The sequence below is a fragment of the Flavivirga rizhaonensis genome (genome assembly GCF_004791695.1).
Taxonomy (GTDB): domain Bacteria; phylum Bacteroidota; class Bacteroidia; order Flavobacteriales; family Flavobacteriaceae; genus Flavivirga; species Flavivirga rizhaonensis.
This window is the reverse complement of record NZ_SRSO01000002.1, coordinates 220406-235354: the sequence shown is the minus strand read 5'-3', so window position 1 is coordinate 235354 and position 14949 is coordinate 220406. Positions and strand designations below refer to the sequence as shown.

General features: G+C 30.2%; 14 protein-coding genes. 5 read left to right on the top strand and 9 right to left on the bottom strand.

The window, feature by feature from the left end:
• Positions 1 to 328 precede the first annotated feature (328 nt).
• From EM932_RS02900 to EM932_RS02890, 3 genes are all read left to right on the top strand, one after another.
• Entirely contained in the window at positions 329 to 823 is a 495-nt protein-coding gene (locus EM932_RS02900) for an RNA polymerase sigma factor (RefSeq protein WP_135875301.1), read from the top strand.
• A gap of 4 nt (positions 824 to 827) precedes the next feature.
• The gene (locus tag EM932_RS02895) at positions 828 to 1469 is read left to right on the top strand and encodes a hypothetical protein (protein ID WP_135875300.1); all 642 of its coding nucleotides are present in this window, start codon (positions 828 to 830) and stop codon (positions 1467 to 1469) included.
• Between the two features lie 180 nt (positions 1470 to 1649).
• Entirely contained in the window at positions 1650 to 2045 is a 396-nt protein-coding gene (locus EM932_RS02890) for a DUF3784 domain-containing protein (protein ID WP_135875298.1), read from the top strand.
• On the opposite strand, the gene EM932_RS02885 is transcribed toward EM932_RS02890, so the two are convergent.
• Both EM932_RS02885 and EM932_RS02880 read right to left on the bottom strand, forming a co-directional pair.
• Positions 2042 to 2632 carry a pseudouridine synthase gene (locus EM932_RS02885; protein WP_135875296.1) on the bottom strand — a complete coding sequence of 197 codons (591 nt, stop codon included), beginning with the start codon at positions 2630 to 2632 and terminating at the stop codon, positions 2042 to 2044. The two genes, EM932_RS02890 and EM932_RS02885, sit on opposite strands and share 4 nt — an antisense overlap.
• On the bottom strand, positions 2619 to 4916 hold the full coding sequence (locus tag EM932_RS02880; RefSeq protein ID WP_135875294.1) for a type IA DNA topoisomerase: 2298 nt from the start codon (positions 4914 to 4916) through the stop codon (positions 2619 to 2621). The genes EM932_RS02885 and EM932_RS02880 overlap by 14 nt, the downstream gene beginning before the upstream one ends.
• A gap of 653 nt (positions 4917 to 5569) precedes the next feature.
• Here EM932_RS02880 and EM932_RS02875 point away from each other — a divergent pair.
• Positions 5570 to 7645, top strand: coding sequence for a hypothetical protein (locus EM932_RS02875; RefSeq protein ID WP_135875292.1), 2076 nt, complete (start codon positions 5570 to 5572; stop codon positions 7643 to 7645).
• Positions 7646 to 7953: 308 nt separating this feature from the next.
• Here the strand turns inward: EM932_RS02875 and EM932_RS02870 are convergent, their stop codons facing one another.
• Positions 7954 to 8751 (bottom strand): lysophospholipid acyltransferase family protein, encoded by a 798-nt coding sequence (locus tag EM932_RS02870; protein ID WP_135875290.1) that lies wholly within the window; start codon positions 8749 to 8751, stop codon positions 7954 to 7956.
• Between the two features lie 52 nt (positions 8752 to 8803).
• A complete protein-coding gene (locus tag EM932_RS02865) occupies positions 8804 to 9445 on the bottom strand; it encodes an NUDIX hydrolase (RefSeq protein ID WP_135875288.1) in 642 nt (213 codons plus the stop codon).
• A 4-nt stretch (positions 9446 to 9449) separates the two neighbouring features.
• Here EM932_RS02865 and EM932_RS02860 point away from each other — a divergent pair, with 4 nt between their 5' ends.
• Positions 9450 to 10154, top strand: a complete 705-nt coding sequence (locus EM932_RS02860) for a peptidylprolyl isomerase (protein ID WP_135875286.1) — start codon at positions 9450 to 9452, stop codon at positions 10152 to 10154.
• A 187-nt stretch (positions 10155 to 10341) separates the two neighbouring features.
• Here EM932_RS02860 and EM932_RS02855 read toward each other — a convergent pair whose 3' ends face one another.
• The 5 genes from EM932_RS02855 to EM932_RS02835 all read right to left on the bottom strand — a co-directional run bounded on the left by EM932_RS02855 (position 10342) and on the right by EM932_RS02835 (position 14924).
• Positions 10342 to 10728, bottom strand: a complete 387-nt coding sequence (locus EM932_RS02855; protein ID WP_135875284.1) for a hypothetical protein — start codon at positions 10726 to 10728, stop codon at positions 10342 to 10344.
• Complete coding sequence (locus EM932_RS02850) at positions 10728 to 11105, bottom strand: hypothetical protein (RefSeq protein WP_135875282.1); 378 nt, start codon at positions 11103 to 11105, stop codon at positions 10728 to 10730. The genes EM932_RS02855 and EM932_RS02850 overlap by 1 nt, the downstream gene beginning before the upstream one ends.
• A 151-nt stretch (positions 11106 to 11256) precedes the next feature.
• Complete coding sequence (locus EM932_RS02845) at positions 11257 to 12030, bottom strand: LytR/AlgR family response regulator transcription factor (protein WP_135875280.1); 774 nt, start codon at positions 12028 to 12030, stop codon at positions 11257 to 11259.
• A gap of 262 nt (positions 12031 to 12292) precedes the next feature.
• Positions 12293 to 12811, bottom strand: a complete 519-nt coding sequence (locus tag EM932_RS02840) for a hypothetical protein (RefSeq protein ID WP_135875278.1) — start codon at positions 12809 to 12811, stop codon at positions 12293 to 12295.
• 166 nt (positions 12812 to 12977) lie between these two features.
• On the bottom strand, positions 12978 to 14924 hold the full coding sequence (locus EM932_RS02835; protein ID WP_135875276.1) for an OmpA family protein: 1947 nt from the start codon (positions 14922 to 14924) through the stop codon (positions 12978 to 12980).
• Positions 14925 to 14949: the final 25 nt, after the last annotated feature.

Genomic DNA, 14949 nt, shown 5'->3' with positions numbered 1-14949 from the left:
TGTTGAAAAGCTCAGTTCCTTAATGTTTGTACCTGTCAAAAACAGAATGGATTATCAAAATAGAATTAGAAAACGACAACAAAATAAAATTAAATACCAATATGCCTTTTTTCAATAAATTTATTCCGGACAGCAGTGCTGATTTACGGGAAACAATCGCATATTAATTACTGTATATCAATCGGTTAAAACAAAATATTTATTCAAGAATCTAATAACGGAGCAGTCTGATGTCTTTAGTCTGATGTTAATGATTTAAAATATTATTTTTACACACGTGTAACGTTTTAAAATTTTAAGCTACCTATATGGTAACTAAACCATCACATTGAAGAAAGAACTAGAACATAGTTTTGTTGAATTGCTAGAAAAGCATCAAAATATTATACATAAGGTATGTCGCTTATATACTAATAATTACGATGCTCATAATGATTTATTTCAAGAAATAACTATTCAACTTTGGAAAGCATATCCAAAATTTAGAGGAGACGCTAAATTTAGTACATGGATGTACAGAGTAGGTTTAAATACAGCGATTACGCTTTATAGAAAATCTAAGCGAACAGTTAATACGCAAGATTTTAATGGTGTAGAATTTAAAATTAAAGCTGAAAATTATGATGATACAGAAGAAGAGCAACTAAAAATACTTTACAAAGCTGTACATCAATTAAATGATATTGAAAAAGCGCTTGTTTTCTTATACTTAGAAGATAAAGATTATAGAGAAATTAGTGAAACTTTGGGAATTAGTGAAGTGAATGCACGTGTGAAGATGAATAGAATAAAAACGAAACTTAGAACCATATTAAATCCGTAAGCATATGGATGAATTAGATTTATTAAAGAAAGATTGGAATAAGGATGACAATAAATATCCTAAGCTAACATATAACGAAATATATAAGATGATTTTAAAAAAATCATCTTCCATTGTAAAATGGATTTTTATAATTAGTTTGTTAGAGTTTGCTTTTTGGACATTTATATCTTTTTTATTAAAAGATACAGAGGGTTTGAAACGTTTTGATCAGTTTGATGCTGATGCTATTTTTATCCCCTTGATAGTCATAGGATACATTGTTTTAGCCCTTTTCTTTTATTTGTTTTTTAGAAACTACAGAAGAATTTCTACTACAGATAATGCAAAGGTGCTTATGGAGAACATTCTTAAAACAAGAAAAACAGTAAAACAGTATGTGGCTTTCAACTTAATTTATCTGGTGATAGCAACTTTTGTTGCTATATATGTTGAGCTAAATCAAGATCAACTTCTTATAGATCAAATAAAACAAGCCTCCGCTAATGGAGAGGTTTTTAAATTTTACGCCATATTTATAATAGTCGCTGTTTTATTTTTAGCAGCTGCCATTGGTATTTTATTATTGTTCTATTGGCTTGTTTATGGTATTTTATTAAAGCGCCTTAATCGAAACTATAAAGAGTTAAAAAAACTAGAAGTTTAACAATGAACTCGTTTAAACTTTTTCTATTTCCTAAAAAATGGCCGAAATTTACCCATATTTTGTTACTTTTCTTATGCGTAGCTCTGCTATGCCTTGCAAAAAGTGCCTCATCTGAATAAATTTCATCTCATTTTCGGTTAAAAACAAAAAGTTTAAACGAGTTCAATAAGTAAATTTTAAATGATCTACATTATTATTGGAATTAGTACTTTATTTATTATTATAGCTTATGGAGTCACTATAAATAATGCAAAGTACCTTCTTTCTGGTTATAATACTATGAGTAAGGAGGAGAGAGCAAAATTTGATATTGACAATTACATTCCTTTCTTTAAAAAGTTTCATTTAATTTTAGGCATATCATGCTTTATTATTGGATCGTCGCTTACTTTAATAGTAAGCCAAGAAGCCGGCAGTATTTTTATAGGAACATACCCAATTGCTGCTTATATATACTTTATCAAAAAAAGTAATATTTACTACGACAAGAAACATCAAAACTTAAATAAATTGGCTCAATTAGTTTTAATAGGTGTTTTAATATTAACTATTATACTCATTATAAAAGTATTCTAAAGTAGTAATTGATCTACCTCAACAACCTCTCCTGTTTGCATTGTATTAATAAGAATATCCCCTACTCTCACTCTTACTAAACGCAATGTAGGAAAGCCAACTGCCGAAGTCATTTTTCGTACCTGCCTAAACTTCCCTTCATTTAAAGTTATAGATACCCATGATGTTGGGCCATGCTTATCATCCCTGATTTTTTGTGATCGCTTTGGTAAATCTGGAATCTCATTTAATTTGGAAGCTTTACAGGGTCTGGTTTGATATTTTTTACCATCAAAACCAATTTCCACACCAGCTCTTAATAGATTGATGGCTTCATCTGTAATAATACCGTCTACCTGTGCATAATATTCTTTTTCTACTTTTTGACTATTAACAAAATCACTCATTTTACCATCGGTAGTCAATAATAATAAACCTTCTGATTTTTCATCTAATCTACCAATAGCCATGATACCTTCGGGAAAACCATGAAGTCCTCCTAAAAACTTTTTCGACTGCTGTTTTGAATCATGACTTTTAAACTGACTTAAATAACCATAGGGTTTATAAATCACAAAATGTCGATGCTCGCTTTTAGATACTTCCATTTAAAATACTATGAACGAGTTCTTTGGTTGGTTTCTGTCCATTCATTTTAGCTCTAATAACATCAAAAGTCACTTTAAAATCACATCCCGACTTATAATCACTGCATCCATACGCTGTACTCCCCTTAATAACAGTGCCTCTTTTGCATTTTGGACAAGCTAATTCACCAGGTTTCGCTTTCGCGGAAGTCTTTTTTGGTTCTAATTTTAGATTAAAACGTTCATCAAAACGAAGCAGACCTTCCACTTTACCAGAATCCGTTTTAAAACCTTTTAAATTAACCGTAGATCCTTTTTGAAGCAATCTAATATACTGTTTCTCAGAAATCTTTTTATTAGCATAACTAAAAGGCATCACAAAATGACACCCCGATTTATACCCACTACAACCATAAGCTGTTTTTCCTTTTACAATACGCCCTTTTTTGCATTTTGGACAGGTTTCTGCCGTAATTCCAACTGCTGCTTTTTTTATTGCTTTGGCTTCCCTATTTTTCACGGTTACTGCATGAGATATATTAGCACGCTTCGCTTCGCTTCTCACCTCATATACCAGAGCATCCACCATACGCTTCATATTCTTTATAAACGCTCCTGCACTGAACGCTCCTTTTTCAATGTCTTTTAGTTGCTTTTCCCAAGACCCAGTAAGTTCTGCAGATTTTAATAAATTGTTCTGAATCGTATCTATAAGCTGTATCCCTGTAACAGTAGGCAAAACCTGCTTTTTATTACGTTTTATATATTTTCTTTTAAAAAGCGTTTCAATAATATTGGCACGTGTCGATGGTCTTCCAATACCATTTTCTTTCATCAATTCTCGTAAGTCTTCATCATCCACTTGCTTACCTGCTGTTTCCATGGCACGTAATAAAGAAGCTTCTGTATATTGATTAGGTGGTTTGGTTTCTTTTTCTAAAAACGAAGGCTCATGAGGTCCTTTTTCTCCTTTAACAAACGATGGTAATAATTTATCCTTTGTCGTACTGAGCGTCGTAGTTGAAGTATCAAAAACAATGCGCCATCCTTTTTCTAAAATCTCTTTTCCTGTTGTTTTAAAAGACACATCTGCAGCTTTACCAATAACGGAAGTATTAGCAACCAAACAATCATCATAAAAAACTGCTATAAAACGCTTTACTATAATATCGTAAACTTGTTGTTGGTTATATTGTAAATTAATCTGAATACCCGTTGGAATGATAGCATGGTGATCGGTTACTTTTTTATCGTTAAAAACTTTGGGCGATTTCTTTATTTTTTTTCCTAGAAGTGGTTGTGTTAATTTTGAATAGTTTGTCAGCTTTTGAAGAATACCAGATACTTTTGGGTATATATCAGTTGGTAAAAAAGTGGTATCTACTCTAGGATAAGTCACGACTTTTTGCTCATATAATTTCTGAACAATCTTTAGTGTGTCATCTGCCGAAAATCCAAACTTCGTATTACAATACACTTGCAATCCTGTTAAATCAAAAAGCTTTGGTGCATATTCCTTTCCTTTTTTCTTTGTAATAGATTGTATTTCGAAATCGCTTTCCTTTACTTTATTCGCCAACGCTTCTCCATCTTCTTTTTTCAAAAAACGCCCCTCTTCATAACTAAAAAGTGTTTCTCTATATAAGGTTTGCAATTCCCAATATGGTTGGGGTTTAAAATTTTCAATCTCTTTAAATCGGTTAACAACCATTGCTAATGTTGGTGTTTGTACCCGACCAACTGACAATACCTGCTTATAACCTCCATGTTTTACCGTGTACAATCTAGTGGCATTCATTCCAAGTAACCAATCTCCAATAGCCCTAGAAAATCCTGCGTAATACAAGTTATCGTAATCTTCAGCAGGTTTTAAATTTTCAAATCCTTCTTTGATAGCCTCTGTAGTTAATGAAGAAATCCATAGGCGTTTTACTTCGCCTTTGTAATTTGCTTCATTCATTACCCAACGCTGAATCAATTCTCCTTCCTGACCTGCATCCCCGCAATTTATAACCACATCAGCTTTATCAAATAAACTTTTTACAATTTCAAATTGCTTTTGTATCCCTGAATTAGAAACAACTTTCGTTTCAAATTTTTCGGGCAACATGGGGAGGTTATTTAAATCCCAGCTTTTCCAATATGGTTTATAATCATTGGGCTCTTTTAGTGTACATAAATGCCCAAAAGTATAAGTCACTGCATAGCCATTGCCTTCGTAATAACCATCACGTTTGGAATTAGCTCCTAAAACCGAAGCTATCTCTCTTGCCACACTTGGTTTTTCTGCTATACAGACTTTCACCTTATTCTCTTTTTTACTTTATAATTGTAACGTGCAAAATAGGAATTTTGACCTGATTTTTGAAGTGGAGTTATCAGGAGTTATTAACGATAAGTTTACCATCGTTTTGTTAAATATTAAAAACGCCAAGACACTTGGTATTGATCTCTAGAAAGAAATTAACACGGTTATTCTTAGATATGTTCATTGGGATCATGGAAATGGCTACAGTATATTGATAATAAAACTTTAATTACCCATCTAGGTGCTTTTATTAAACGGTTCATAAAGAATGATAATTCAAATAGCAAACTAAAACTAAGCAAAAATGACTTTGAACAAAAGTTTAAGTTAATTCTCAAAAAAGAACCTTATTATATTTCAGACAATATTATTTTGATGGGACAAATACCCAGACTAAATGATTATGAGGCAAAAACAACTAGAATGATTCACACACTTTTTTGATGATATTAAATACATACCTATTGACAATAAAAGCTTTAAAGAACATGGAGGAAGCGGATATACAAATCATGAAATAAATCATGTTTTTAATGAAACAGAATTAGTAGGTTTACATGTTTGTAGAAAATCTAATGCCAAAAGAAAAAATAAAGCTTATTCAGCTTTTATAAAAGAGGAAGCTATGATTAATTATAATTAAAATATTTATGAAGACAAGTAATATTCTTATTGAAAATCAATACTATAGAACCAGTTTATTTGAAAAAGAAAACGTGAATTATCTGGTTAGAGTTTTAAAAAGATTTAATACTGCACCAAAGATAAACAGCATAAATATTATCACTTCTAACACTGAGCCAGATTTATTTATAATTGTTCCTAACAAAGCAATTAAAATTGGTTCACTATTTTTAGAAAAACCTGTTTTAGCTTTAATTTATTTAAGATATGGTATTGAATGGCAACTTTGGCATAAAGCTTTAGGTAAAGAAAAATCCGATACTCTTTTATGCGATCTGGCTGCTCTTAAAGTTACTCAAATATTTTATGACTTATTACCCAAAAAAGATAAAGAAAAATTAAAAAATCTTGATTATTTTTTAATTGATCTGATTAAAAAAAATGAAGATTTAAACACAGAATCTTTATCAAAATATAAAGAACTACAATCTTTTCATGGATTAAATAATTCAAACAACATATTTAAAGAATCCTGGAAACCAATTCTTGAAAACCTGGCAAAACCAACAGAATATTTATTAATGTCTGGTGGTGATCTTAGACTGAATATAGACGAATTTGAATTGTTGAATAAATATGGTTGCCGACCATTTCCAAGACCAGAAGCATTTACTTTTGCCTCATCAACAGCAACTAGTGTATCAAATTTTGCTTTTGATAAAACAGACAAAATTAGATCGATATTAATTCAGAACAGCTTAAAAAGGGGTTTTAAAAACACAACCATCGAATTTTCAGAATCGTTAAAAAACAATCTTAGAAAAATCTTTAACATAAATGATGGATGTCAAATAATTTTTTCTCCATCGGGTACGGATTCTGCTCTTCAAATAGCAGCTATTAATCAAATTGTTTCCGATAAAGAAATTACGCATGTTTTAGTGGCTTCTGATGAAACAGGTAGTGGTGTTCCTGCAGCATTAAAAGGGCAACATTTTGAAAATACCACCGCTTTGAATTATCCGATTAAAAAAGGAGATAAAATTGAAGGGTTTAGAGACGTTGACTTGATTAAAATTCCTCTAAGGGGTGAAAATGGTGAATTAAAACCCACATTTCAATTAGATACAGAGGTTTTTAATGCCATTTCAGAAACTAATGAATTAGGAAGACATATCGTATTGCATACTATGGATCAATCAAAATTAGGCTATCAATCACCTAGTGAAGAAATGATTCAAAAGTTGAATACACTTAACAATTTATCAATACAAATTATTGTAGACGGATCACAACTTAGGTTAGATCCAAAAGACATACAAAATTATTTGAATAAAGGATATATTGTTACTATAACCGGAAGTAAATACTTTACAGGCCCTCCTTATTCGGGTGCATTAATTGTACCTGAAAATGTTAGTAAATCAATTAATTCTGTAAAAAACACTTTACCAAAAGGTTTAACCAATTATTACAATCATTCAGATTGGCCAACATCATGGTTCTGTTCTAAAAATTTATCCGATGGATTTAATTATGGCTCATATATGCGCTGGAATGCTGCTATAACTGAAATAGACAGGTATTATAAAACACCTGTTTTATATAGAAATTTAGGAATTGAGATGTTTTGCAATTTTGTTGAAGACTCTATTAAAGATTCTACTTTTTTAGAACCACTTTTTGGAAATGAAACAAAAATTAATACTTATAACAGTGAAGAATTTGGACTTAGAAATATTCGAACCATTTTCCCTTTTTTTATCCTCAAAAATAATAACGTATTACCTCTTAATGATGTAAAGAAACTCTATACATTATTGAATTCAGATATATCCGATCAATTCGAAGGATCTTCTTTAGAAATCATTAGGCTTGCTGCTCAAAAATGTCATATAGGGCAAGCAGTTAATGTAAAATATGGTAATGATTTTCAAAGTGCTGTGTTAAGAATTAGTTTGGGCGCAAGGGTTATTTCCGAAAGTTGGGTTAACAGAGATATTAGCATCTATTTTAGAAATATAGAAACACAAATGAATCAGATCACTGTAATTCTGAAAAAAATAGAATTGATCCTCGGTAATTCTGAATTGTTGAATTAAATAATGAGGCATACGATACATCCTGTAAAAAATGCTGGAGTTTGAGCATATGTTTTAGCCCCTCAATAAAATATTCTGTAATACTAAATTTTTTATATATGCCTATCTCTAAACGAATGCACAAATGACCATTTTCAACACCTCTAATCATATTAGCTAAATCTTCTTTAGATCTATTTTTACAAGCTAGCGGTATCTCTTCTACCTAATAACATAATAAGGTTCAATATCTATGCACACTGGAAATATCTTGCATTTTTTCAATTATTTCTGCGTAAATTTCTTTATGGTATGTTTCTTCAGAAGGGTTACCACTCACGCTTTTTGTTAAGTTCTTCGAGCGCTTCTAATTCTTTTTGAGGGATCACTTTTAAGAAAGATGGATGTTGTTCGATAGCATATTCAATTTTTTTAACAATATCGTCAGTAGATTCATTATCGTAATCAATATCCAAAGGCGCTTTAATCTCAAAAGACTGCAAAATATTTTTCTTTTTAATACGCAATCCTTTTTTATCGAAAGAACGCCTAAATCCGTCAATAACAATAGGCACTACAATGGGTTTATATCGCTTAATAATATGAGCTGTTCCTTTTCTAATAGGTTTAAATGGGGTTGTAGTACCCTGTGGAAAGGTTATAACCCAACCATCATCTAATGCTTTACCTATATTAGAAATATCGCTCATCTTAACTTGTCTATTCACGTCTTGTCCTTCAGACCTCCAAGTACGTTCAATACTAATAGAACCAACATAAGCTAATATTTTTGGCAGCAGTCCAGCTTTCATGGTTTCTTTGGCTGCTACATAATAAATATTCAACTTAGGATTCCACAGGTATCCAACATTTTTAATAGAATCTTCACGGCCACTTAAACTAGCATTAAAGACGTGAAACATGGATACAACATCTGCAAAGTATGTTTGATGATTTGAAATAAATAATACATTCGTATCTGGTAAGCTTTTAATAATTTCAGAACCTTCTATTTGTAGTTCATTAAATCCTCTAAAGCGCCTATGTGTCATTGCACCCAGAATTCTTATGAGCCATTTTTTTATAATTAATATATGTCCGAATGGATTTCTTTTAAACAATCCCATAAATCACGCGTCAAAATTGGTTGGTAGATGCAAAAGTAACAAAACTATTAAATTACGTGTATTGTTTTAACAAGTCTTTAATTTCACTTAGCATCATGGCAGTAGCTCCCCAAACTACATGTTCGTTCAATTTAAATGCAGGAACTTCTACCTCAACACTATAAGAAGTCGACACTTGCTTATTTATCAACACACTGTCATCTAAAAAATGCTGCAAATCTATTTCAATAATAGCCTCAACTTCATCATCTTGCTTAATAAAGCTTGGTGTTGTTTTAGTAATTCCCAAAAAAGGTTGCACATAAAAATTGCTTGGCGGAATATAAACTTGAGATAATTCTCGAATAACTTCAATGGTTTCTATAGGCACTCCCACTTCTTCAAAAGCTTCTCTTAACGCAGCTGCTTCTAACGATACATCTTGCTTTTCTAGCTTCCCACCGGGAAATGCAACTTGTGCAGAATGAACTCCTTTGTATGTTTTTCTTAGAATAAGAACAAATTTTGTCTGTTTATTTTTATCTGGATAAAACAGTGCCAATACACCTGCTCTTTTAGCTTTTTTTATGGCTTCTTTTTGTTTTTTCATAAGCGCTCTTCGGAAAGGTGGAACCATTTTAAAGTGAGACGATTCGGCTGGAAGCTGTATATTCTTTACTTTTGAAGTCAATTTTAAAAATTCATCAAAATTCATATCTATGAGACTTGTTTTTATTTTATGTCTATTTTTTTTATTTCTGAATTGTGAAGATAAACAAACTAAAAAGAAAGTTATTCCTAAAACTACGGTTACAAAAAAGGAGAAAAAAGAAATAAAAAAGGATACTATTATAGAACCAGAGAGAGAGTTCCCTAAGTTGAATTCTAAAAGTGCTATGGCTTTTTTTCTGGAATATGATAAGCATCACAAAGAAAATAAAGTACGCATCACTACAGATTTCGGGACTATTGATATTTTATTATTTAATGAAACAAAATTTCATCGTTCTAACTTTATTTTTTTAACGAAACAAAAATATTTTAATGACACACAATTTTACAGGGTTATTAATAATTATATAGTACAAGCTGGTAATAGTGACGATAAAAAGACCGCTAAAAAACGTTCACATATTGGAAGATATTTATTACCCCCAGATACCAAACGTGGCTTTAAACATGATAGAGGTGTTGTATCGATGCCTAGCAGCGAAATTAACAATCCTTATAAGTTAGCATCTCCTTTTGAGTTTTTTATAGTGCAGCAAAAAGGTGGTGCTCATTTTTTAGATGGTGACTATACCATTTTTGGTAAAGTTATAAAAGGAATGGATGTTGTAGATAAAATTGCTGCGGTTGAAACGGATGATGGTGACTGGCCTGACAAAAATGTTTATATAAGAAATGTTGAAATTATTAACTAATTTTTTTGGGTTTAAAAAAATATCATTCTGAATGAAAGTGAAACATTTCTTAAAATTAAACATCTGTTTATCAGCATCATGAAATTTTTCGACTTTAGCCTATCTTGAGCGAAGCCAAAAGACTCAAAATGATACAGTTTTTAAACTTTTTAGAGCCGCCTTCAAAAATACACCAAAACTATTTATTCTAGTTTTTTAACAAACAATTATACTCTATCTTACTGTAAAAAGACAGTAGCATTAAATAAACTTTAAGCTCTTTTTCTTTTTCATTTAGTTCTTTAGACAATAATGCATCTTTGATTTTTGTAGAAAAAACAGAGACCTCTTCTTTTATATCTATAGAAAGAAAGTCTTTTCTATTAAGCAATTGTAAGTTAAAAGCTTTTCTAAAGGCATTGTACCAATTATTAACAGAAAGTTTGTTCAAAATTATAGTCTCCATATTTGAATGTTCTCTTTTGTATTTAAACTGTAATTCTTTAGCTATTTCTTCTTCATTTGCACCTTGATATTTCAAGCGCAAATACTCTAGTTCTTTATTGCTAAACAATTTTAGTATATAATATTCCATTATTTTAAATTAATTTTAGTTGCTTCAGATAAAAGGGCATTGCAAGACTCATCAAAATCTAATAGAAGCCTTTTATCTAAGTTATATTTATTAGAGCTATTTTTAAAATCATTTACAATTTTTGATGTATAGCGTAATGCTATTTTCTTTATTACTGGGTCAACAAAATCCTGTTTATTTAAAATTTCAAGTTCAAAAGCTTTTTCAATTATAGTAACCCAGTTTTTTGTTTCGAATTTAAACCTTAACCGTCTTTTAATGTAGTTTAATCTTTCTTTATCTATTTTAAGAAAATTTAAAATATGATCATCATCAAAATTATGGACCAATAACCTCAGGTAATATGTTTCTTCATTTGTCAGTCTTATTTTTTCCATATGCTTTTTAAATTATTATAATTTCTATATACATGAATATAATTAATCATTTTTCACGAAAATTTCTCCAGCCAAAAGAGACTTTCAACCCTAATTTAATACCCCCGTTTAAACAGTATAGAAGTGCTAATTGTTTTCTATATTATTACTATTATGCTATTCCTAAAAATTTGAATAATTTTTCTCGTTTTCGTTTTGAAATCGGTAATGACTTTTTATTGATCATTTCGCAATAATTCCCTGCTGATTTGTTAATATTTTCTATCATATGTAAGTTAACCAGGTATTTTCTGTGAATTCTAAAAAAAGCACCTTTTGGTACAAGCAAATTTTCGTACTCTAATAGGTTTTTACTGGAAACTTTAGATGTACCGTCTTTGAGATACAAAATTGTATAACTACGTTCTGCCTCACAAAAAATAATATCTTCAACTTTTATTAGCTCTATCTTTGCTGTAGATGCTATGGCAATAACACTTTTATTGCTATAATCTTTTAAATTGTTGAAATCTTTTAATTCAATTTCATTCTGTAATAACTCTTTCATATAAACTTTAGTTTTAAGTTTTTCAGAGACTTTTCTTACCGCTATTACCAATTTTTTAATATCTATTGGTTTTAATAAATAATTAGACACTTCATAATCTATAGCTTTTAGAGCGAACTCTTTAAACGAGCTTATAAAAATAATTTCGCTATCAATCTTTCCTAAATTATCTAAAAGATTAAAAGCCGTGTCTTCACCTATCATAACATCTAAAAAAATAATATCTGGTTCGTACTCCTGTATTTTATGAAAACCATCTTGTACATCTGTAGACCCATAGACCTCTTTTATACTATGACAATATTTTTTCAAACAAAGTTTTAAAAGCTCGACTGTATCCTCATGATCATCAATAACTATTGCAGTATGTAGACTCATTAGCGAAATTTAGATTTATATTAGGAAGTCTAATAATACATTGTGTTTAAAAAAGAACGTTAAAATAAGCAAGTAGCTTTAAGCTAAATTTTTAAAAATTTGCTATTTGTGTTTTTATGATTTTTAATATATTCATACTTATATTTTTTAAAAAATTAATAAAATTCATTTGTCATGTAGTTACCTTTAAAAACTCCAATTTTAACTATACGATTGCTACGGCGTACCAAACTTCGGCTTAAAATAATAGCATAAATATTGTTTATCTAACCATTCTTATACTACTCCCTATCTCAAGCAAAGTATCTCTAATTACCGTCTTATAAGCTCCTATCTCTCTTATGTTCAATCTTATCTGAATAAGCTCTTCCGACGATTTACAGAACGTGTAGAAAAAATATTGTACCTCTTCTCCAATTTTAAATGCCTGGTATACATAATTATTTTCCATAATTAGATCTGGTACTGGTATATAACAACCTTCTTCTTTAAGCTTCTTAAAAACTGTTTGTACTTCAGCTTTCAAATCATCAACCATAAAATCATTACCTTTTGGTATTCTTTTTTTGTAATGGATTGCAGAAAACAATAGTGTTTCTTCTGAATTTCTCATTCTAAATCTATCACTTTCATATTCTTCCCATTCTATCGGGACATTTAAAAGATACATATCATCTACCAGAACTAGGTTATGATGCTCTTTCGATTCAGATCCATTAGAAATATTAGACAAATGAGATTTTTTATTTCTAATTATAGATTCTCTTGATCTATCATCCATGGCCATTTGATTTCTTTTTTAAAAAATCGAAAATATAACAGTGGGATTGGTTAACACATAATATAGAAATGTTTAAAAGCTTTATTCATTTTCATAAAATATAAACCACTTTTTAGCTTAATACATATTTGAATCGTTTATGTATTTATTATAACTTTTATAGAAATTATTTCTTTATAATTATAAACTCGCTTCTTCTATTTAAAAGGTGCTCTTCTTTACTACATTTTACACCATTGCCACAATTATTTTTTAATTGATTTTCTCCATACCCTTCTCCTGTTATTCTATTTTTTGCAATGCCCTGTTTTATAATAAACTTTGTTGTTGCTGCGGCTCTACGCTCGGATAAGATTAAATTATATGCATCATTTCCGCGGCTATCGGTATGAGAACCCACTTTAATTTTCACATTTGGGTTTTGCTTCATAAAGGCTACAACCTTCATTAATTCTATTTTTGATGCTTCTTTTATTGTCTCCTTGTTAAAATCGAAATATATAGGCTGTAAATCAATAGCATCAGTAACGTCTGTATTATTTTTAATTGGCGTTATATTTCGTTTTAACTTTAAATTTCTAACTACTTTTTTTGCTTCGATATTAGCTTTTATAAATTCATTATTGCCTACATAACTCTCTTTATTAGCTTCAACAATATGGCTATAGTAACGGTTATACTCCAAACTATAATCTCCTTTGGTATTGGTAAAAACTTCATCTATAATATTACCTTGATCATCTTTAAGAATTACAGTTGCGTTAGCAATTAGCTCTTGGGTATCTTCATCTTCAACGGTTCCTGTTAAAATAGCTCTGGTGGCTTCTTTAATACTTTTAAGTTCATCAAACATATAAATATCGTCTGATCCTTGACCGCTTAATCGATTGGAGCTAAATCCTCCTTTTTTTGTTTCATTATTGATAAAAAAAGCAAAATCGTCTACAGTGCTATTAATTGGTGTTCCAACATTTATCATTTGTGGTACTTTTTGTTTAAGATCTATATAGAAAACATCATAACCTCCTAATCCGTAATGCCCATCCGAAGAAAAATACAATTCATAGTCTTTACTAATAAATGGAAAAGACTCTCTACCTTTAGTATTTACAGCCGATCCCATATTTTTTGGCTTATTAAATGATCCATTACTATTTATTGTTACCATATAAATATCTGTTTCTCCTAAACCTCCTGGTTGATTTGATGTATAATACAGTATATTTTCATCTGGACTTAATGCAGGGTGAGCTGTAGAGTATGTATCCCCGTTTATAGATAAGTCTTCAATATTCCCCCAATCACCATCATCTTGTTTTGTAGCTCTGTAAATCTTTAGGTTTTTATTTTGACTTTTCCCTTTTTCTGTTTTAGAAGTATTGCTACTTCTAGTGAAATACACCGTATTGCCATCTTTAGTATACACTACTGATGATTCATGAAATCTTGAGTTTAATCCATTTTTCATCTTACGACCTTTTCCTAAGGTACCATCTTCATTAAAATTAGCCTCCCAAAAGTCTAAAAAATGCTTTCCTGTCCAATTATCTATGGTTTTTGAAAATCCTCCAGAACGTTGCGCTGTAGCATATACAAATTTGTTATTTATAACAGTTCCTCCGTATTCGCTTGCTTCTGTATTTATACTTGCTGGTGCTATTTTGTAACGGTTAGAATTTTCTTGGATAATCTCCAAATAGCTCTTTGCTGTAGAAAATTTTAAATCTTCATCTTCTAATCGTTTTAAAAACGTGTTATATATGGCTTCAGATTCTTTATTCTTACCTAATGATTTAAGTGTTTGCGAATAACGCAATAAATAAATGGGATCTTCTGGTGTGGCATTTAACTGCATCAATGCTTCATACCACTTTTGTGCTTCCTCATAGTTTGCATTAAAATAATAAGTGTTTCCAAGCTTTTGGAATACTTCTTCTGATTCATAGCCAGATTTTATTACGCTTAAATATATATCGGTTGCATTTATATATTCATGCTCATTATACTTTTTATCTGCACGAACCAATTTAGCATTTTTAGGCTGAGCAAAACTATATTGAAATACCATAAACAATACTAAAACTTGTTTAAATTTTAACGTATTAATTTTCATATTTTTATACTTTTTTATTACTACT

Coding starts and splice junctions, on each gene's coding strand:
- EM932_RS02870 (WP_135875290.1), bottom strand. CDS start 8,751: ATGGGATTGTTTAAAAGAAATCCATTCGGACATATATTAATTATAAAA.
- EM932_RS02865 (WP_135875288.1), bottom strand. CDS start 9,445: ATGAATTTTGATGAATTTTTAAAATTGACTTCAAAAGTAAAGAATATA.
- EM932_RS02850 (WP_135875282.1), bottom strand. CDS start 11,105: ATGGAAAAAATAAGACTGACAAATGAAGAAACATATTACCTGAGGTTA.
- EM932_RS02845 (WP_135875280.1), bottom strand. CDS start 12,030: ATGAGTCTACATACTGCAATAGTTATTGATGATCATGAGGATACAGTC.
- EM932_RS02890 (WP_135875298.1), top strand. CDS start 1,650: ATGATCTACATTATTATTGGAATTAGTACTTTATTTATTATTATAGCT.
- EM932_RS02840 (WP_135875278.1), bottom strand. CDS start 12,811: ATGGATGATAGATCAAGAGAATCTATAATTAGAAATAAAAAATCTCAT.
- EM932_RS02855 (WP_135875284.1), bottom strand. CDS start 10,728: ATGGAATATTATATACTAAAATTGTTTAGCAATAAAGAACTAGAGTAT.
- EM932_RS02885 (WP_135875296.1), bottom strand. CDS start 2,632: ATGGAAGTATCTAAAAGCGAGCATCGACATTTTGTGATTTATAAACCC.
- EM932_RS02835 (WP_135875276.1), bottom strand. CDS start 14,924: ATGAAAATTAATACGTTAAAATTTAAACAAGTTTTAGTATTGTTTATG.
- EM932_RS02875 (WP_135875292.1), top strand. CDS start 5,570: ATGAAGACAAGTAATATTCTTATTGAAAATCAATACTATAGAACCAGT.
- EM932_RS02895 (WP_135875300.1), top strand. CDS start 828: ATGGATGAATTAGATTTATTAAAGAAAGATTGGAATAAGGATGACAAT.
- EM932_RS02860 (WP_135875286.1), top strand. CDS start 9,450: ATGAGACTTGTTTTTATTTTATGTCTATTTTTTTTATTTCTGAATTGT.